20 protein-coding genes are annotated in these 19,371 nt (G+C 48.4%); 14 read left to right on the top strand and 6 right to left on the bottom strand.

Translation table 11 applies throughout. The features are described 5' to 3' along the window. The first annotated feature begins 18 nt into the window (after positions 1–18). The 11 genes from rpmG (at position 19) to MRBLPE1_RS08380 (ending at position 7,858) form a co-directional block, all read left to right on the top strand. Entirely contained in the window at positions 19–168 is a 150-nt protein-coding gene (gene rpmG / locus MRBLPE1_RS08430; RefSeq protein WP_364143959.1) for a 50S ribosomal protein L33, read from the top strand. 14 nt (positions 169–182) lie between these two features. Then, a complete protein-coding gene (locus tag MRBLPE1_RS08425) occupies positions 183–302 on the top strand; it encodes an ATP-binding cassette domain-containing protein (protein WP_364143956.1) in 120 nt (39 codons plus the stop codon). 53 nt (positions 303–355) lie between these two features. Further along, positions 356–520 carry a hypothetical protein gene (locus MRBLPE1_RS08420; protein WP_364143953.1) on the top strand — a complete coding sequence of 55 codons (165 nt, stop codon included), beginning with the start codon at positions 356–358 and terminating at the stop codon, positions 518–520. 251 nt (positions 521–771) lie between these two features. Next, positions 772–1,818: a LacI family DNA-binding transcriptional regulator gene (locus MRBLPE1_RS08415; RefSeq protein ID WP_364143950.1), complete on the top strand. Its 1,047-nt coding sequence runs from the start codon at positions 772–774 to the stop codon at positions 1,816–1,818. A 551-nt stretch (positions 1,819–2,369) separates the two neighbouring features. After that, on the top strand, positions 2,370–2,828 hold the full coding sequence (locus MRBLPE1_RS08410; protein WP_364143948.1) for a VOC family protein: 459 nt from the start codon (positions 2,370–2,372) through the stop codon (positions 2,826–2,828). A 62-nt stretch (positions 2,829–2,890) separates the two neighbouring features. Then, positions 2,891–3,586: an SDR family oxidoreductase gene (locus MRBLPE1_RS08405; RefSeq protein WP_364143945.1), complete on the top strand. Its 696-nt coding sequence runs from the start codon at positions 2,891–2,893 to the stop codon at positions 3,584–3,586. A 33-nt stretch (positions 3,587–3,619) separates the two neighbouring features. Beyond that, positions 3,620–4,282, top strand: coding sequence for a ThuA domain-containing protein (locus MRBLPE1_RS08400; protein WP_364143942.1), 663 nt, complete (start codon positions 3,620–3,622; stop codon positions 4,280–4,282). 59 nt (positions 4,283–4,341) lie between these two features. Next, positions 4,342–5,295, top strand: coding sequence for an aldo/keto reductase family protein (locus tag MRBLPE1_RS08395; RefSeq protein ID WP_364143939.1), 954 nt, complete (start codon positions 4,342–4,344; stop codon positions 5,293–5,295). A 229-nt stretch (positions 5,296–5,524) separates the two neighbouring features. Further along, positions 5,525–6,016 carry a VanZ family protein gene (locus MRBLPE1_RS08390; protein WP_364143936.1) on the top strand — a complete coding sequence of 164 codons (492 nt, stop codon included), beginning with the start codon at positions 5,525–5,527 and terminating at the stop codon, positions 6,014–6,016. Between the two features lie 263 nt (positions 6,017–6,279). Next, a complete protein-coding gene (locus MRBLPE1_RS08385) occupies positions 6,280–7,386 on the top strand; it encodes a GGDEF domain-containing protein (protein ID WP_364143933.1) in 1,107 nt (368 codons plus the stop codon). A gap of 181 nt (positions 7,387–7,567) precedes the next feature. Then, positions 7,568–7,858, top strand: a complete 291-nt coding sequence (locus MRBLPE1_RS08380; RefSeq protein ID WP_364143930.1) for a hypothetical protein — start codon at positions 7,568–7,570, stop codon at positions 7,856–7,858. A gap of 154 nt (positions 7,859–8,012) precedes the next feature. Here the strand turns inward: MRBLPE1_RS08380 and MRBLPE1_RS08375 are convergent, their stop codons facing one another. The 6 genes from MRBLPE1_RS08375 to MRBLPE1_RS08350 all read right to left on the bottom strand — a co-directional run bounded on the left by MRBLPE1_RS08375 (position 8,013) and on the right by MRBLPE1_RS08350 (position 13,726). After that, positions 8,013–8,354 (bottom strand): antibiotic biosynthesis monooxygenase, encoded by a 342-nt coding sequence (locus MRBLPE1_RS08375; protein WP_364143927.1) that lies wholly within the window; start codon positions 8,352–8,354, stop codon positions 8,013–8,015. 2 nt (positions 8,355–8,356) lie between these two features. Further along, a complete protein-coding gene (locus MRBLPE1_RS08370) occupies positions 8,357–9,337 on the bottom strand; it encodes a siderophore ABC transporter substrate-binding protein (protein WP_364143924.1) in 981 nt (326 codons plus the stop codon). 68 nt (positions 9,338–9,405) lie between these two features. Next, positions 9,406–10,164, bottom strand: a complete 759-nt coding sequence (locus MRBLPE1_RS08365; RefSeq protein WP_364143921.1) for an ABC transporter ATP-binding protein — start codon at positions 10,162–10,164, stop codon at positions 9,406–9,408. Beyond that, positions 10,161–11,108 carry an iron chelate uptake ABC transporter family permease subunit gene (locus MRBLPE1_RS08360; protein ID WP_364143918.1) on the bottom strand — a complete coding sequence of 316 codons (948 nt, stop codon included), beginning with the start codon at positions 11,106–11,108 and terminating at the stop codon, positions 10,161–10,163. The genes MRBLPE1_RS08365 and MRBLPE1_RS08360 overlap by 4 nt, the downstream gene beginning before the upstream one ends. Beyond that, entirely contained in the window at positions 11,101–12,051 is a 951-nt protein-coding gene (locus MRBLPE1_RS08355) for an ABC transporter permease (RefSeq protein WP_364143915.1), read from the bottom strand. Before MRBLPE1_RS08355 ends, MRBLPE1_RS08360 begins: the two co-directional genes overlap by 8 nt. 127 nt (positions 12,052–12,178) lie before the next feature. Further along, the gene (locus MRBLPE1_RS08350) at positions 12,179–13,726 is read right to left on the bottom strand and encodes a helix-turn-helix domain-containing protein (protein WP_364143912.1); all 1,548 of its coding nucleotides are present in this window, start codon (positions 13,724–13,726) and stop codon (positions 12,179–12,181) included. Positions 13,727–15,277: 1,551 nt separating this feature from the next. Here MRBLPE1_RS08350 and MRBLPE1_RS08345 point away from each other — a divergent pair. From MRBLPE1_RS08345 to MRBLPE1_RS08335, 3 genes are all read left to right on the top strand, one after another. After that, entirely contained in the window at positions 15,278–16,285 is a 1,008-nt protein-coding gene (locus MRBLPE1_RS08345) for an ABC transporter substrate-binding protein (protein ID WP_364143909.1), read from the top strand. A 142-nt stretch (positions 16,286–16,427) separates the two neighbouring features. Next, positions 16,428–18,047 carry an AraC family transcriptional regulator gene (locus MRBLPE1_RS08340; protein ID WP_364143906.1) on the top strand — a complete coding sequence of 540 codons (1,620 nt, stop codon included), beginning with the start codon at positions 16,428–16,430 and terminating at the stop codon, positions 18,045–18,047. 137 nt (positions 18,048–18,184) lie between these two features. Further along, positions 18,185–19,222: an NAD(P)/FAD-dependent oxidoreductase gene (locus MRBLPE1_RS08335; RefSeq protein ID WP_364143903.1), complete on the top strand. Its 1,038-nt coding sequence runs from the start codon at positions 18,185–18,187 to the stop codon at positions 19,220–19,222. The last annotated feature ends 149 nt before the right edge of the window (positions 19,223–19,371 follow it).

Here is a 19,371-nt window from a genome sequence, read left to right as displayed (position 1 = left end):
TTACAGGAGGTGAACGCAGTGAGAGTCATCGTAACGCTCGCTTGTACAGAAACGGGTGACCGCAACTATACGACAACAAAAAACAAAAGAACGACGCCGCAGCGGCTCGAGGCAAAGAAATACTGCCCGCGGCTCAAACGCGTAACGCTCCACAGGGAAACAAGATAGCTGATAGCTGCGGCATGGATCGGTACCCTCATGAGCTGAGCGGCGGAGAAAAGCAGCGCGTTGCAATTGCCCGCGGCATCTGTCTCGGACCGAAATTGCTTATATGCGATGAGCCGACACGAGCCTCGATGTAACCGTACAAGCTCAGATGCTAAGGCTTCTTACCGGGATCAAGCAGGAGCTGGGCATGGCTTTTCTTTTCATTTCGCATGATATAACGGCTGTCAGCTTCATGAGCGACCGTATCATTATTATGAAGCAGGGCGAGGTCGTCGATCGTTTCGCCCGGGGCCAGCTGCTGGCGGAAGAGAGGCATGCTTACACCAAGCAGCTGACAGCAGCAGCGAATTAGCAGTGCATTCAGCCGAGGCTGTCTGAAGGAGGATATCCGGAGGGCAGCCTTTTTTTGCTGCATGGTTATAGGCTCAGGTACAGCCGGCATAAAAGCGGGGTTGTCATCATGCAGAAACAGCAAGGCTTTTGTAAATGTCGAACCATCCTCCAATAAGAGATTCGGAGCTTGCGGCAATTATGGATTGACAGCTGCAGCGATCATTGGTACCATATGCGCATAAACGCGCGTTTACAAGCGGAGGTTATCAATTGAATAAGGAAATAAACAGCACGGAGATTGCTAGGCTGGCAGGCGTATCGAGAAGCACGGTCAGCCGGGTCATCAATAATTATGCCAACGTGCCGGAACACACGAAACAAAAGGTGATGAAGGTTATTCAGCAATACAATTATTATCCGAACTTATCCGCACAGGTGCTTGCCGGCAAACGTACGAGAACGATCGGTCTATTCATGATCGACTCCGGACGCGTATCGGGCGACAGCATCTCGAGCTTGCTGCTGGCGAGAATTATTGAAAGCGCTTCTTCCCAAGGCTATTATGTGCTGACGCATATCGTGCGGGAGTTGAAGGAGCAGGAGGAAACCCGAACCATCAAGGAAAGCTTCTACCAGCGTAGGATTGATGGAGGCGTATTTATCGGGGCAGCCAATCATGAACCGTTAATCGAAGAGCTGATCAAGGAAGGCTTCATGGTTGCGATCGTTGACCAGCATGTACCCGGCCGTACAGAGCCGAACCGGATTGTATTCAACTTCGACAATGAAACCGGCGTAGGCCAGGCTGTCGATTATTTAGTCAGCTTGGGGCATACCCGGATTGGCATGATCAACGGGGATATGAACCGATATTCGGGGCCGTCCAAGCGGCGGGGCTTTCAGACTGCGATGGAGCGGCATAACCTGCCCGTTAACCCGGAGTGGATATTGCCGGGCGATTTTAACGAGGCGAGCGGCTATAAGGCCATTAAGGATTTTCTGAAAGCGGGGACGAAGCTCCCTACGGCGTTATTTGCTGCGAACGACAGTGTAGCGTTTGGAGCGATTCGCGCTCTGAAGGAGGCTGGAATCCGCGTGCCGCAGGATGTGTCTGTCATCGGCTTTGACGATCATTTTCGGAGTGAGCATCACAGCCCTCCCTTAACGACGATTAAGGTTGATTTTGTCGACATGATGGACCAGTTGACGAAAACCTTGATCACCAGCATCGAGCGCGGCACGGATACATTCCAAGCTTCCGCAGCGGGAACCAAGCTGATCGTAAGGGATTCCTGTCAGAGCGTAACGACAGCCTGATTGGGGAGTTAGAAACCGTAGACCAAATTAACGGGAATTTCCCTGCTAATGCAGCTGATTATTCCAGTTTGCAGCGGTTTACATATTATTAAAGGGAAAATTTCCAGTTAAACGTAGATAAGCCGCTTTTTCGCACAAAATAGATGGAAATTTTCCTGTTAAAGTATTTGTGTGCAATCTTTCTCCGGTCGGAGTGCCAGGCAAAAATAAGCAAGAGAGCCGAGGCGGCAATATGGGCAGGAAAGCTGCTTCGCAATGATGGGCTTTCATTCGGAAGCTGGCTGCAAATAACGGTATTCAAAAATGAAATTAGAGTATATTGGTGCATTTCATATAGACGGTATGCGTATAATCAGACAGCTCTTTCAACTTTCTTTTCTGCAAAATGAACGCGCGTTCATGCGATGCGGTTACCATTAGCGAGAGGGGTGATAGGCATGTAGCTTTTGTAAGAGAGTAGTATTTCGCGCTTGTATAGCAGAAGGCAATAATGCTTTTTACGAATAGAAGAAACGAAGTCTATCATAAAAAACGAATAGGGAGAGATGGGCATGGACAGCAATGTGCTGGGAACACGCACGATTACGCAAATTGGATTATTGGTGAAGGACATTGATGAAACGTCGCAGGCCTATGCCGATTTTTTTGGCGTGGAGAAGCCGGTTTGGTTCTGGACCGATACGGTAGACAAAGCGCAGACTGAATATAACGGAGAGCCGTCGGTGGCGCGCGCTAAGCTTGCTTTTTTTGACATGGGAGCCTTGCAGCTTGAGCTAATCGAGCCGGATGAGCACCCAAGCACATGGAGAGAGCATCTTGATCAGCACGGTGAAGGTCCGCATCATATTGCTTTTGTGGTGGATGGAATGAAAGAAAAGGTTGCTGCAATGGAAAAGAAAGGTATGGCCTTGGTACAAAAAGGGGAGTATACAGGCGGACGATACGCTTATATGGATTCCTTTAAACAATTAAAAATCATGCTTGAGCTGCTGGAGAACGACAAAAAATAGCAGCCGTTTGTTCAGCAACGCGGCAAAAACAAAGCATAGATTGATAGGAGGATATAAACCATATGAACATATTGATTACAGGTGCAAATCGTGGGTTAGGGCTTGCGCTTGCTGCCGAGGCTTGTAAGCGGGGACATCATGTGCTGGCCGGAGTTCGCAGCCCAGGTTCTTCTGCCGATGGCCTGCAGGATCTGATTACGGGTTTTCCAGGCCAGGTAACGATAGTGCCGCTAGATGTAACCGATGAGAACTCGGTCCGTTATGCCTATGAGCAAGTCGGGAGCCGCATTCAAAGTCTTGACGCTGTCATTAACAGCGCAGCCATATTGCTTGGCCGAGACCAGAAGCTCGAACAGCTTGATATGGAGCTGGTAGAGCAATCCTTCCAAACGAACTTATACGGTCCTATAGTCGTTCTGAAGCATTTCTTGCCGCTGCTCCGCAAAGGGGAAAGGCCGTGCGTCATTAATATTAGCTCGGAAGCAGGCAGCTTTGCCGGCGCATACGGCGGGGACTATTCCTACGCGCTTTCTAAGTCGGCGCTGAATATGTTCTCCGCTCAGATTCGCAAGGAGCTGGCGCCGTCAGGAATTATCGTTCATGCGCTTCATCCGGGCTGGATTAGAACGGATATGGGCGGAGAGCAGGCTCCAGGCGATGCGACCGTATCCGCTGCCGGTATCCTTGACCTCGCAGAACGGAAAACCGAAGCGGATGCTCTGTTTATCGACCATACCGGGGCGCCGATGAAAATGTAATCAAATTCGCATGAACGAGGAGGAAAGCGCAGGATGAAAACGCTCGTCGCGCTCGTAGGCGATTTCTATCACAAGGAGGAGCTCGCCAGAGAATCGCTGCTTAAAGCGTTAGCAGGGTTGATCGAGGCATCGGAGCTCCAGGTGCATTTTGTCAGCCATCCGGATCAACTCATCGGCAAGCTCCGCAATCAACCGGCTGCCGTCGCATTGTTCGCAGAGGACCGTGTGGCCCCCATTGAACAGCCGGATTTGAAATGGATGACGCCGGCTCTTTCGGATCAGATCGTGCAATACGTGGAAAATGGCGGAGGCTGGTTGGCGTGGCATTCCGGGTTAGCCTCCTATCCTCCGGATAGCAGTTATACGCAGATGCTGCGCGGTTATTTCCTATCGCATCCCGAGCAGAACAAGCAGGTGAGCTATTCTGCGGCGGACAACGGACAGCAGGAGCGGTTTGCCTTTGTGGATGAGCATTATTTTGTCCATTGCGACGAGGAGAACACGGAGGTTTTTCTGCGCTCCTCTTCGGAAGACGGGGAATCCATTGCAGGCTGGCGCCATCCCTATGGCAGCGGAAGAGTGAGCTGCCTAACGCCTGCCCATCGCGAAGAGGGCTTGCTGCACTCGGAGTTTTTGAGCTTGCTGAAGCGTGAAATCTCGTGGATCACAGATCTATCATCTATCACACGCCAATAGTAGAAAAGCGAACTATTTTAGGATGAACAGCTAAAATAATGAAAGCAGCGGAGGTTGACATGAAATATAGAAATCTCGGAAGAACGGGCTTAAAGGTAAGCGAAATCAGTCTTGGAAGCTGGTTGACGTACGGAAATTCGGTTGATAACAGAACGGCAGCCGAAACGATTGCTCAGGCCTATGATTTAGGCATCAATTTCTTCGATACAGCCAATGTATACATGCGCGGAAAAGCCGAGGAGGTCGTCGGAGAGGCATTGCGGAGCTATGCCCGCGAGTCGTACGTCATTGCGACGAAGGTGTTTGGTGAAATGGGGGCGGGCCCGAACGATCGCGGCTTGTCCCGCAAGCATATTTTGGAACAGGCGAATGCCAGTTTGAAAAGGCTTGGCCTTGACTATATCGACATTTATTATTGTCACCGTTTTGATTCGAATACGCCGGTGGATGAGACGCTTCGCACGATAGAGGATCTTGTCCGTTCCGGCAAAGTGCTTTATGTCGGCGTAAGCGAGTGGACGGCTGCGCAGATGCAGGAAGCGCTGCAGGTAGCGGATAAATATTTGCTTGACCGCATCGTGGTTAATCAGCCGCAATACCATGTGTTCCACCGCGCAATCGAGAAGGAAATCATTCCGCTGGGCGAACGTAACGGCATAAGCCAGGTCGTGTTCTCGCCGCTTGCACAGGGCGTGCTTACGGGAAAATACAGCCGCGGGGAAGCAGGAAAGCCGCAGGGCAGCCGGGCGCTGGACGCAAGCTCTAATATGTATATCGGAGGTTATTTGAGCGATTGGCATCTATCCCGCGTGGATCAGCTGAAAGAATTGGCAGGGGAGCTTGGTTTCTCTACCGCGCAGCTTGCCATCGCTTGGGTGCTCCGGCAGCCAAACGTCGCCAGCGCCTTGGTCGGAGCCAGCCGTCCGGATCAGATAGTGGAAAATAGCAAAGCAAGCGAGCTTACGCTGACGAAAGAGGTTATACAGCGCATTGACACGATTTTAGCGGATTAATGCTTAATCGCAGGCAGTCCTTTGTTAGCCGTGGCGATTACGCTAATACTGGCAGTTAGGTCATGAGGCCATTGCCAGGTAAAAGAGGATTGATGGATAGCCTATCGATCCTCTTTTTTGCGTTCAGAAGCCGCTAATTGCGGCTTTTATCATTTTAACGAAATGTGCAACCATCCCCTTATCTAAAGCGTCTGTTTCAAATAAGTCGAAGAGTGGCAAAGGGGAGTTTATGAGGCTATTTAGATTATTCACAACAGTTGCTATGGTTGGATTGTTTATTATTTATGTGATGTTCGTCGTGAAGACTTTGTTTTTGGATCACTGGTTATTCATGTTGTTGAATGGCAATTACCGTCAAAGCGGTTACGACTACAATGTCATTCCTTTTAAAACAATTGCCACGTATATTACAAGGTATGAACATTACAGTTTTAACACTTGGTTTAACAACCTCTTCGGAAATATTTTATTGTTTATACCGTTAGGATTTAGTTCGCCGTACTTTTTTAAAAAAACTCGGAATGTTAATCGCTTCGTTCTATTACTAGTGATTGTTATTGTTATTTTAGAAGTTTCACAAATGATTTTGCATGTTGGAAGCTTCGATATAGACGATGTCATTCTGAATTCATTAGGCGGATTAATTGGTTATCGAATTTATTCCACGTGTATGGCGTTGTTGAAGAAGTTTGTTCCTTCTTATGATGCGGCTTCTAGTTAAAATAACGATTTCGATTGGTCGCTCAATATAGTTGAATCTACAAGGAGCAGTTTGCTATGTGGCAGCTGCTCCCTTTCTTTATGAGCTAACGGCAGGGTAACGCACAGCAGCTTGCTAATAATGATTTTTCTTTTACCTGTATCCGTTTTTTACTATTGATGTTATTATTATTGTTTGTTTCTAAAAAAGTTGTGAAAGATGGCTAACAGCTACATCAAGACTATACTGCGCGGAGTTTCCGGGTGTTCTATAAGGAGATAATTATGAGAGTAGTTATTTTTGATACTTTCCAAGACATAATCGCTAATTTTGCTATTGTTACAGCATTTTTATTTATGACTAGCCAAGTATTTTTTAAGAAAAGAGGTCTTGGTGAACCGCTAACCTGGTCCGAAAAATTTATAATCGGATTGATAGGCGGTTTGTTAGGTACCCTGCTTATTATTTTTACAGTAAGTTTTGATAATACCATTCTGGATTTTAGGCAGCTTGCGTTGATTCTCACGGCTCTTGCGGGCGGTATCGTTCCAACCTTAATAACAGGAATTATTATTAGTTTGATGCGTTTATTTGCTTTTGGCTCTATCACCACGGATACTTTGATTGCCACCTGGAATACGATGCTCATTGCTCTTGGTGTAGGTATTGTTTGCAGCATGGGCTTTTCTTATTGGAAAAAATGGGTATATTCACTGCTGATATGCAATGTACTTACTTCAATCGTTTTCTTCTTGATTTTAGGAAGCCATGGGCTTAGTCCAACGGTCTTATTTGTCTTGATGATGTCTGCAGGAGGATTGTTTTCTGCGCATCTAGCCCTGTTTTTGGAAAAAGCAAAGCGTTATTCATTACGAATGGAAAGAGATGCGACAGTCGATTATTTAACTGGATTGAATAATCACCGCATGTTTGACCTTTTGTTCAATAAGAAGTTATCAAATGCAATAGATAAAAATCAGGAACTAACGTTAATGCTGGTTGATATCGACTATTTTAAAAAAGTGAATGATACTTATGGGCATCCAAACGGTGACAGTTTATTAAAACAGGTAGGAGAGCTGCTTAAAGTCACATCTCGCAATTTTGACGTCATCTCTCGTATCGGAGGAGAGGAGTTTTCAATATTACTAATTGAATGTCCTCACCACGATGCACTTGTTATCGCAGAGCGAATCAGACTTGCCGTACAGGACCATCCATTTGAATTAAACGATGGAAACAGAATTAATATTACGATTTCAATCGGTGTTGCATCTTTATCGAGGAGCCATCAGGACGATATCATCGAGCAAGCGGACCTAGCCCTTTATAAAGCAAAACAAAATGGTCGAAATCAGGTTTTCTCCAATTTAAAGCTTCATGAAAGCTAGACGAAACATCAAACCTTTTAAATAATAAAATCACAAGATGTAACCGGTACACGGTAACTCTCCCGCTCTCCTAACCGCAGAAACCTGGCAGGCCATCGCCTTCCATGTCAAGCGTACAGGTCGTATGGCTTCACTGTGAATACAATAAGGTGTATTCCAAAACAGGAAGGGGATAATTACTGTGAACCGAAATAATTACGATACTTTGGGCAACGTAGGCGGCATGACCGACGCTGGCTTTTGTCCCGATTGTCCAACGCAGACGATTTATGATCCTCCAATTACGCAATACGAGAACTACTTCCATCCTCAGATCGTGAATGTCGTTCAAAATATTGAAACGGTAAAGCAGCATCATTGTTGTCCTGTCTATCAGCACTATTACACGCATACGGAGAAAAATGTTATGGTTTCGAGCGTGAAACGCGGAAAAAATGTTAAAACATCTTCCAAAAAACGTTCGAAAAAATAGTTCTTAAAATAAAACAAAGACCCGTAAGAATGGACTCTTCGCGTATGAAGAGCCCATCTTACGGGTCTTAAACTTTTAACCTGACTTAAGAAGCTAAAGGAAAGCAAATGCCCGGGCATTTGATACAGATAGGTATGCCGTATTCGGCTTTAGCTTACTCGCTTTCGAAGGTGCGAAGCTGTCCGCCTGTTTTAACGGCTTTGACGTTGTAGAAGTTGACATCGGTGCTGATCACGTAGTCAGGTGCCGACTGGCCGCGGTTCTGCCGGTGACCATTAATATGCTCGGGGCTCTTCTCCCAGTTCTTCCACGCTTCAATGGATTCCCAGCGGATAGTGACCACTACTTCTTCGTGCTCTTTCGTCTTCTTATTGACCATGACTGTGATATCGAGCAACCCCTCACGTTCGTCCAGCGGACTTGGACCGCTGAAACGCTCGACGACACTGTCGGCGTTACCCGGCTTTACAACAATCGTTCTTGTCTGTACTAGCATAATTATTCCACCGCCTTTGCTGCTTCGTTTATCATTTCCTTAGCGGAGATCAGGCCGCCGCCGGACAAGTACCAGTAACCAGGGGAGAGATAGAAGATTTTATTATTTTTGTAGGCATTTGTATTTTTTATCAAATCGTTCTCGATCACTTGCTTCGCGGGCTGAGTGCCTTCACCGCCAGCTACGGAATCGCGGTCGACGATAAACAGGATGTCCGGGTTTGTTTCCAGTACGTACTCGTTGGATACGCTTTGTCCATGAGTGTCGGATTTGATAGCCGCATCGGCAGGGACAAAGCCGAGCACGTCATGGATGATGCCAAAGCGGGAGCCTGGGCCGTACGCAGAGATTTTGCCGCCTGTCGTAAGCAGGATGAGCGCCTTGCCGGCGTTCGCTGCTTTCGCGCTCAGGTCGGCGCTTGCCGTTTGAATGGCGGATATCTCTGCCGCAACTTCGGCGTCCTTGCCAAACAGTTGGCCGATCATCTTCATATTGGATTCGAACGATTGCGCATAGCTTGCATAATCGACCGACACGAGAATCGTAGGGGCGATTTTATTCAATTCCTCGTACGCTTCCGACGTTCTGCCGCCGATGAAGATCACGTCAGGCCCCAGCGCGCTTAGCTTCTCGAAGTCCGGCTCGAACAAGGTGCCGGCATTTTCATATTTGCTATCCTTGTATTTTTCCAAGTAAGAAGGAAGATTATCTTGCGGTACGGCCGCAACTTCGATACCGAGCTTGTCGAGCGTATCGAGTACGCCGTAGTCAAAGACGGCGACTTTGGCCGGATTCGATTTGACGGTGGCTGTACCGAGAGAATGCGTAATCGTCACTTCGGCAGGCGCGGTTGGCGATTCAGTCGGTGCTTCGGTAGATGCGTTCGTCGCTCCGCTGCTATTGTTAGCGTTATTGCTGCCACAAGCGGACACGATGACTGCAAGCACGAGTGTAAGGATGATGGTTACAAATGATTTCTTCATGGATGGTCGCTCCTTTTTAAATTAGATTGTTTTATCGTCATAAAGGAATCGCTTATTCCTTCGATGATTCATGAGAAATAAACACAAATGTTGTTACCGTTAATGTTGTGAATCGGAATATCCATGTCGTAGACGTCTCTCAAAACCGAAGCGTCGATCATCTGACCGGTCGGGCCTTCATGGACGATTTGTCCGTCCTTCATCGCGATGATAGCGTCTGAATAGCAGGAAGCGAAGTTGATGTCGTGCAGGACAAGCACGACTGTGCGTCCAAGTTCGTCCGTTAAACGCCGCAGCACCTTCATGATTTGCACGGAATGCTTCATATCAAGATTGTTGAGCGGCTCGTCGAGCAAAATATATTCGGTATCTTGGGCAAGGACCATTGCAATGAACGCGCGCTGGCGCTGTCCGCCGCTTAGCTGGTCGAGATATTTCTTGCGCATCGGCTCAAGCTCCAAATAGCGGATGGCCTCTTCGACACGCTTTTTGTCCTCGCTTGTTAATCTGCCCTTTGAGTGCGGGAACCTTCCGAATTCGACAAGCTGCTCGACGGTCAGCCTGACATTGATGTCGTTCGTTTGTTTTAGGATCGATACGGTTCGCGCTAGCCGCTCGCTGTCCGTTTTGTTGACGTCCAGCCCGTCAATGCTCACTTCACCGTCATCCATCGGGACAAGCCTGCTCATGACGGACAGCAGCGTGCTCTTGCCTGCGCCGTTAGGTCCGATAAGCGATGTAATGCGGCCTTTTGCGATTTGAACGTTTATGTCGTGGATGCCTTGCTGCTGGCCGTATCGTTTTGTTACGCCTCGAATGTTAATCATGTTTTGTTCTCCTTCAGCATCAAGATGAGAAAGTAACCGCCGCCGATGAAATTCAAAATGACGCTTAACGAGGTGGAGAAGGTGAATACCCGCTCAACGACGAGCTGTCCGCCGACGAGCGCCGCAACGCTAATGAGTACAGCCGCAGGGATGATGACGCTGTGACGGAACGTGCCGACGACGCGGTAGGCAACGTTTGCGACGATCAGCCCCAGGAATGTAATCGGACCGACAAGTGCCGTCGATACGGCGACGAGCACGGCGACGCATATGAGCATCCTGCGAACGGTTCGGTCATACGGTACACCTAGATTAACGGCATGTTCCCTGCCGAGCGCAAGCACGTCTAAGTACTTGAACTCGCGATGAAAGAATGCAACCGCTCCAATCGAAAGCGCTGCTGCCAGCAGCAAAATATCGGCGTTCACGTTATTGAAGCTCGCGAACAATTTGTCCTGTACGAGCAGGAAGTTGTTCGGGTCGAGCAGCATCTGCAGAAACGACGATACACTGGAGAAGAAGGTGCCGCATATGATGCCGACAAGCAGCAGGAAGTAAAGATATCTTCCTTGTATGCGGAACAGCACCCGGAACAGCAGCATAGCGAAGGCGATCATGAGTACGACTGATAGCGCGAATTGCTCGTGCTTGCCGAAGGTCGTAAATGCCGTTGAGCCGAATACGAATACAATGGCGGTATGCAGCAGCAGGTAGAGCGAATCGAGCCCGATGAGGCTGGGCGTCAAAATTTTGTTGTTTGTCAGCGTCTGGAACATGACGGTCGAATAAGCAATCGCCGCGCCCGTCAGCGCGATCGCGCCGATCTTGCGCGCTCTTCGCGGCAGCACATAGTCCCAATTGCCGGCAGCGTCAATCGTCAAAAAGACGGTGATCAGTCCAATAGTAAGCGCGCCGAGCAGCAGAAGTTTCCAAAGTTCACGCATATGATGGTCTCCTTAGCAGCAAATAGAGGAAGATCGCGCTTCCGAGCACGCCGACGGTCAATCCAATCGGAATTTCGTACGGGAAGATGACCACGCGTCCGATAATATCGCAGGCGAGCACGAACACTCCGCCGAGCAGGGCTGTATGCGGTAGGCTGCTCCTTAGGTCGTCGCCTCTATATAGTGAGACGATGTTCGGAATGATGAGCCCGAGAAAAGGCAGCGAGCCGATCGTCAGAAGAACAACCGTCGAGACGAGCGCTACGATAATGAGACCGATTCGGACAACTCTTCGGTAAGCCAAGCCGAGATTCGTCGCGAAATGCTCCCCCATGCCGGCAATGGTGAACCGATTGGCGAACAGGTAGGCAATGGCGATAACGGGTATACTCAAGTAAAGCATCTCGTAACGACCCTTCAGCACGACCGAGAAGTCGCCGTTCAGCCAGCTGTTGATGCTGTTCAGCAGATCGTACTTAAGCGCCAGGAACGTTGTGGCCGCACCAATGACACTGCCGAACATCAGGCCGATGAGCGCGATTAGGATAGGCTCGCGATATTGAATGCGGTCCAGAATTCGCATGAACGCGTATGTACCGAGCAGCGCGAACGCAAACGCGATGGAAATCTTCATAATCGGCGGAGCGTTCGGCACGAGCAGAATGGACAACAGTGCGCCGAGACTGGCTGCATCGGTCGTGCCGGCTGTTGAAGGCGACACGAATTTATTGCGCGCGAGCTGCTGCATAAGCAAGCCGACGACGCTCATGCCGATGCCCGCAAGCCATATGCTAACCAAGCGGGGAATACGGCTTACAAGCATGACCTGCGCTTGTTGTTCGGTCATCGAGAATAGATCCCACGGACGCAAGTCGGTAACGCCTACGAACAAGGAGACGAGCGACAATGCAAGAAAGACGATCCATAAGTAAGTGAGTTTCATCGGCGCTCCTTCGTTCAATTTTCAGAGATTGTAATTGATAATGATTATCATAACCACTTACAGCTACCTATCTTACAGCATAAAAAAAGAAACCGGAATGGACTTTCCGATTACTGAATGGATTTTTCTATTTGCCATTTGCACTGGCTTGCAGCAGCGCGACCGTCTGGTCGACAAGCTGCTCGTGCATCGCTGCATTATACAGGAACTGCCCTTGCATGCGGATGGAAAAGAAATGTGAGGATGGATCAGTAAGCTGTCTCCATTCTCCTTCCAGCGCGGCTACGTCCGCTTCGGTTGCCGGATATTCGAACAAGAAAATCGCATTGCCGCAACCAAGGTCGACCGCCTCGCTTAGGCTCGCGATGCCGTGGAAACCGATCGTATCGACCGCGGGAGGAGAGGCAAATCTTAGCTCGTCGTACATCAGATCGGTGAACTTACGCCGCTGGGAGCCGTATATCCACATCTCATCCTTGCGAACGCCGATCAGCAGGAACGGCGTATTCGGATATTTGGCGATGACATGCTTGCGGGCATTATCGGTCTTGCGGGCGAACTCCGTCAGCCACCGTTCCGCGACGCTCGCAATCCCGAGCAAACGCCCGAATTCGAGCAGCCGTTTCTTCCATGAATAAGTCCGCCAGTGATAGACGGATACGGGAGCGATTCGGCTGAGCTCCGTTAGCAGCTCCTCCGGGATAGGACCGGAAAGGATACGGTCCGGCTTCGCTTCTCTAATGGCCTCAATGCAGCTTTTCCTAAGGCTCGGATCCAAATGCCAGTCGCGCGGCACATTGACGCGAGGCGTAATGCCGAGCACCTGCAAGTCGCCCGTGAAGATCGCGCTCAGATTGGCGATCGCGACCTGCGCTTTTGAAGCGTATTCGATAGGCGCGAGCCCCATCTGCTTCTTGAAAAGCCGGCTGAAATAATATTCGTCCGAGTAGCCGACGGAATGCGCCGCTTCAGACACTGAAACAGCCGGATCCGCAAGCAGGCGGAGCGACGCATTTAACCGCGTCGATATGACGTACTTCAGCGGGCTCAGCCCCGAACGTTCCCTGAAAGCCCGGTAGAATTGGCTTGCCCCAACGCCCGATCCGCGCGCCAGACTCTCCATATCCAGCGCGGAATCGTAGCTGCCGTGAATCATTCTTTTCGTCTTCTCGATATAGGTATTCAATTCGGCTTCGTATGGCCCTGCATGGTCCGGCGCGGACGAGGACTTCACGAATTCCGCCGCTATCGCATACAGGCGCGCTTGCAGCTGCCATCGCTCCGCGAGGCTGCCTGGCTGCTGGTCCGACGTGAAGGCGTGCACCCAGTTTTTCATCTGGGGAATGCGGAAAGAAGCCGCAGCCTGCCGACTTCCGATTGGGGCAAAATTGCCTTGCCCATCCTTGCATTGAAATTCGATAACGACGATTCGGGTGCGGGATGACGTATTGCTGCGAAGCGATACGGAACATCCGGCTGCCAGATAGAAAATATCTCCGGCTAATATATGGGAAGTGACCCGACCGTCATCTTCCTTCAATAAAAGGTCGCAGTCTGGACTGACCCCGAAACGGTGACAGTCGATTGCCGCTAGGAGGCAGCTCTCGCCGATATCAAGCTTAATCATGTTTGTATTCATATATTGTAAACTGAGATCGTCTTCATTAACGTTCATATCAGTACTTCATCCCCTTTATTTCTGGCAACGCCTATGCAATCTTCTGCTAAGGAGCGGGTGGTGTATCAACGGTACATTTCTCTGTACTTTTCTTTTAGTATACAATAAACCTTATTCCTATGCGGCATGGGGCTGTATTGCGTGGCGGATTCCATTTCACTTGATACCATAAAATTGTATTATAGAAAGATATAGGAGGATTTGAATGTCTCGTTTCGCGAAGCATTATGGAGCAATGTGGATTGTATTTGTTCTCTTAGTCAGCATCAGCGCATTCGGATTAGAGATTTTGGAAGGGGAGAAAATCAAGACAACCGAATATTACGGACTGCAAAACTTAGGGTTCACGTATTTAGCTGTGATTTTTTTATTTATCTCACTGCCCGCATCAGCGCTATATTTTGTAACGGTCCTGCCCTTGTCGGTTCTCTTGCGAAAAAGGAGCCGATTGATGTTTTGGATAAGGACGGTTATTTTTAGCATACTGGGGGCGGCTGGGGGCAAGTGGGTCTTCCACAAGCAATATAGCAATTTTATTGAGGGATACGGATATGATTTAAACGATCTCACTGCAGTTATCGTCTTCGCGATATGCGGTTTTGTATATAGTATAATTGACGGTTTTTTAGCTGGAAAATCATCTTGGGTTTTACGGAAAACAAATTAAACTAAATTGAAAATCATTCTACGGGTAACTATAACTTAAACAAAACCAGGCTGCCGGCATGAAACGGAAGCCTCTTTGAGCTAAATTTTGCGCTGATGTTTAATAGGTATTGATAAAAATAAAGAGCTTGACTTTTAGTTAAAACCGTACAGGTACTTGACAGCCGTATGCTATATTGAAAAAAATAGCTAACCATAAACAGGAGGCATCTTATGTTTCAATATAAGTGCTTCCGGTTCTATTGAAGGCATGGTGTACTAATTTAAACAGATAGGATGAAACTGATATGAAGCTTACAAAAAGGCAGAGTTTATTGGGTGTTACGCTTAGTTTATCAACCCCTTACCTTATTTTCCTGCTTGTCGGGTATATAGTTTCGAGGACGCCTGAGGATTTTCAGTATCAAAACAGTTACTTTGTAGTTTTCCATCTCAGTTGGCCTGTTTATCTAGTAGGAGCAATTTTTACATTTTTATTGTACTTGCTTTGTGTCTGGGTAGTAAGTAAATTACGGAAAAAGTAGGATGGTTTTATCATTTCAATTGGGTTCACACGCGAAAAAACGAGCAAAGAAATGTTCAATTGGAGCTCATTAGTCATGGATAAGTTGAGGATAGCATCTGCGAATGAGCTTAATGAACGACTAGAACTTGACGAGCGAACACTGACCGTGTGGAACGAAAACCGTTTAGCTAAAGCGGAATTAAATCAGATTTATGAAACCCTGCATTTAAGCAACTGCCGAGTTTGTATAAATACTTTTGTTCAGAATGTGCATTGAGAACTGTAATGGTTGTGCGATACAATCGAGCCTATGTGAGTGATAATGATAATCATTATTCGAATTTACAAAACGATTGGGCATAGGAGAGGGTACGGTCATGGCTTTGCGTGGATTAGTAAAAGCGGGATACATATTGTTGTTATCCGCAGCGATAATGCTGTCTGGATGCGGCGCTGAGGGAGATCAAACGGAGAATGCTGTGGTACAGCAGCCTTCAGCAACGACAGAAACGAGTACGAATAGCCAAGCAGGAAATGCGGCAGCGGAAAAAAGACTCGTCACGGATCAATTCGGCGAGGTAGAAATACCGGTACAACCGAAACGCGTAACCGCATTATATCGCGAGGATTATTTGGTTGCCCTTGGCGTGACGCCGATCGTGCAATATTATAACCCGATGTGGGGCAAGCAGGACTATCTCGGGTTAGAGGTTCCATTGTTAGACGTGACCGGCAGCATCGAGGCACTTCTTGCATCTGAGCCTGACTTGATTATAACTGCTGGAGAGGGAGATGCAGCCCAGTATGAGAATTACTCTAAGATTGCGCCTACCTACCACATTACGAATGAGGTGCTGTCCGATACCCGTGAAACATTGAAGGTGATTGCGGGTCTATTGGGATTGCCAGAGAAAGCCGAGCAGGTATTGCAAGACTACGAGAGTAGGATCAGCCAAGTGAAAGAGGAGCTGAAATCGGCGCTTGGAGATGAGAGTCTCGTCGTACTGCGGATGAATGTGGTTGACCATTCCATCAATATTTTTGGCACTCAGAACATATTTATTGGTGAACTCCTTTATACGGACTTGGAGCTCAAAGCGCCTGCTTATGCACAAGCGATGACTGAGGGCAATATGGTATTGGCTGAGGAATCCTTACCAGAGCTTGGGGCGGATCATATCGTGCTGCTCCCTTCCAACGGAGCTTGGGAGGATGAGGAGAACGCCAAAGCTTTGCAGGAAATGCTGGATAGTCCAATATGGAAATCGATTCCTGCTGTAAAGGAAGGCCATGTGTATCCTGTCGAAAGATCTTATTGGCAAACGGGCGCGATCACAGCGAATTTCAAAAAAATGGACGAATTGCTGAAACTGTTGGCTCCTTAACAGTTCGATCATAATAGGCAACGTATTACTAGCCGGCTTAATTCCAAAGAGAGCAGTTTTTCAACTATGGTTGAAGAGCCGCTCTTTTTGCGTTACAATAAATAATGATAATCATTCTCATTATTGGAACGGGGTTTCAACGATGGAAGAACACAACAGCGAACTTATTATTACGGCTCCTGCCGCTCAATATAGCCTGCATACGATCCGGTTCATAAGGAATGCACAGCGTGATCATCAACCGGATATACCTGAAAGCTTCTATGCGCTGCTCATTGTAACGAGGGGAAGGGGCAGCATTCATATGAAAGGCGAGGCGCTTCCGATGGGTACGGGAAAGTGCTTCTTGATACAACCAGAGGCTTCTGCCGGATTGGAGCCTGAAGGCGAAGGCGTTTCCTACTACTTGCTCATATTCGGATTGCGATCGATTAAAGAGGAATGTGGAGGGAAGGGATTGCTGCCAGAGAAGGTGGAGCTGGCTTGCACGCCGTTTGCCAGAGTGCTGGAGCTAATGGAGGATATTTATGGCTGCGCTCATGGGCAAGAAGAGCTGAGACATTTTCACTGTTATGTCCGCTTTCAGGAGCTTCTGCTGCTGCTCATTAGTCAGAATCAAGACCATGCAGCAGTAAGCGGCAGGTTTGGTTCAACTGAATGGGAAGGCATTGACCAATCCATTCGCCATATTCAGCAGCATTACCGGAATGTGCTGACGGTTGAGGAACTGGCGGACCTAGCGGGAATTGACCGCTGGAAATATACCCGTCTGTTTAAGGAAAAGACAGGGTTAGTGCCGCTCCAATATTTGAATGGGGTACGGATCGAGCAAGCCAAACGCCGGTTGATGCGGGGAGAAGAGCGCTTATCCGATATTGCGGAGCATGCCGGGTTCACGAATGAATATTATTTCAATAGGCGCTTTAAGCAAATGGTTGGCGTATCGCCAGGAAAATTCCGACGCAGCCACCGCAACCAGCCCAGGGTGGCGGCTCCGTTTTTGGAGGATTTCCTAGTCGCGCTTGATATATTGCCGATTGTGCAGTATTCGCATGCTAAATGGGGGAAGCAGGATTACTTAGCGCTTCACCATGTCCCGACATTCGATGAGTTCAGAGAAGATTTCACAGCGCTGTCTGTGTATAATCCCGATTTTATTATTTTGCGGGATCGTTATCAGAACAATGAATATGTACAATGCCGCAGCGTATCTCCTCTTTGTGTTTTGGATGAGCAAAGCGATGATTGGCGGTCGCTGCTTCGAATGGTTGGCAATTATGTCGGGCGCTTGGAGCGGGCCGAGGAAGTGATCGCGGGTTACGAGGCAAAAGCAAGAGAGGCCCGCGCCAAGCTGAGCAGCATGAGCGGAGAGACTGTCGCATTTTTGCGAATATCAGCCGATTTCGTTCATCAATACACGGATACGGGGAGAGGTTTTGCCACAGCCGTACTTTATGGAGACCTAGGTTTGTCTCCACACCGGATACAGAAAGCTGAGGCTGGGGCAAGTACTGCAAGAATGACAAGGCTCAAGCCGGATGAGCTATCCATGCTAACGGCTGATCATTTGTTTGTTACATTTGATAAATGGCATAGTCAGGCTGAAGGTGAAGAGAGAGCGCTGCTTCAGCATCCTGTATGGTCCGCGCTTCCGGCTGTAAGGAACAACCGCGTATATGAGGTGGATTTTATGACATGGATGAATTACGGCGTTATCTCCAACATCAAAAAAATCGATGATATCTTGCATGCGCTTGCTTAATCAATGCTTCTAAGATGTGCGCGAATTGCAAAGTTTGTACAAAATCTCCTTACAGTTTGTCCATTGATCTTGGAAGAGACCGAAGTCTACAATTATAGTGAGAATCAATCTCAAATACAAGTTCAGGAGGAAATACGTTGACGGAGCAATTGGAATTATACGATGTCACGATTATCGGCGGCGGTCCTGCTGGGATGTATGCTGCTTTCTATAGCGGAATGAGAGATTTGAAAACGAAGGTGATTGATGCGAATGAGCAGCTTGGAGGCCGCATGCTGATCTACCCGGAGAAGATGATTTGGGATGTCGGGGGTGTCACGCCGATATTGTGTGAGAAGCTAATTGGCCAATTGGAGCAGCAGTCGCAGACCTTTGAGCCAACCATCGTACTCGGCACACAGGTATATGGTATGGATCAGCAGGAAGACGGTACCTATATACTGGTGACATCTGAAGGAGAGAAGCATTGGACGCGTACCATTATTTTGGCGATCGGGCGCGGCATTCTAAAGATGGCGAAGCTTGAGCTTGAAGGGGCGGAGCGCTATGAGGTATCTAACCTGCACTATACGGTTCAGGAGCTGGAGCCATTCCGCGGAAAACGCGTGCTTATATCCGGAGGCGGCAATTCGGCGGTTGACTGGGCGAATGAGCTGGAGCCTATCGCCGAGCAGGTCACGGTCGTGCATCGTCGCGAGCAATTCGGCGGGCATGAGAAAAACATTGTCAAAATGAAGGAATCATCTGTTGACGTAAGGACGCCATATGAGCTTACGCAGCTATTCAGCAGTAACGGGGAGATGATTGACCGTGTAACGGTTGCTCATCTGGAGTCTGGAACGACTGAACAGCTTGCAGTTGATGCTGTTATCGTCAATCATGGGCTGAAAGCTGACTTCAGCGGTATCAAGGACTGGGGCCTTAAGATGGATGACTGGAATGTGTTTGTCAACGGGAAGCTGGAGTCGAACCTCCCGGGCATTTTCGCAGCGGGCGACTTCGCTAACTACGACAGCAAGCTCAATCTTATCGCTGGGGCGTTCACGGACGCGGCACTTGCTGTGAACAGCGCGAAGCTGTATATGGACCCTGAGGCGCCGAAAGTGGCTTATGTCTCCTCTCATAATGAGCGATTTAAGGAAAAGAATAAGGCGCTTGGCGTTGTGGAGGAGTAGCACAAAAAGGATGGAACGAGGCTGCCGGCATAGAACGGCAGCCTTGTTGGGTTAACGGGTAGGCTAACGTGGTTACAAGGTCACTTTTATGGAAGGGAATCCAAATTGTGAAGAGAATATATTAAATACAAAATCCATACAAAATTGCT

It is taken from the genome of Paenibacillus sp. LPE1-1-1.1 (assembly GCF_040676435.1).
In the GTDB taxonomy this organism is placed as follows: Bacteria; Bacillota; Bacilli; order Paenibacillales; family Paenibacillaceae; genus Pristimantibacillus.
Note: the sequence above shows the minus strand (reverse complement) of the source record. Positions and strands in the feature narration are given on the sequence as shown.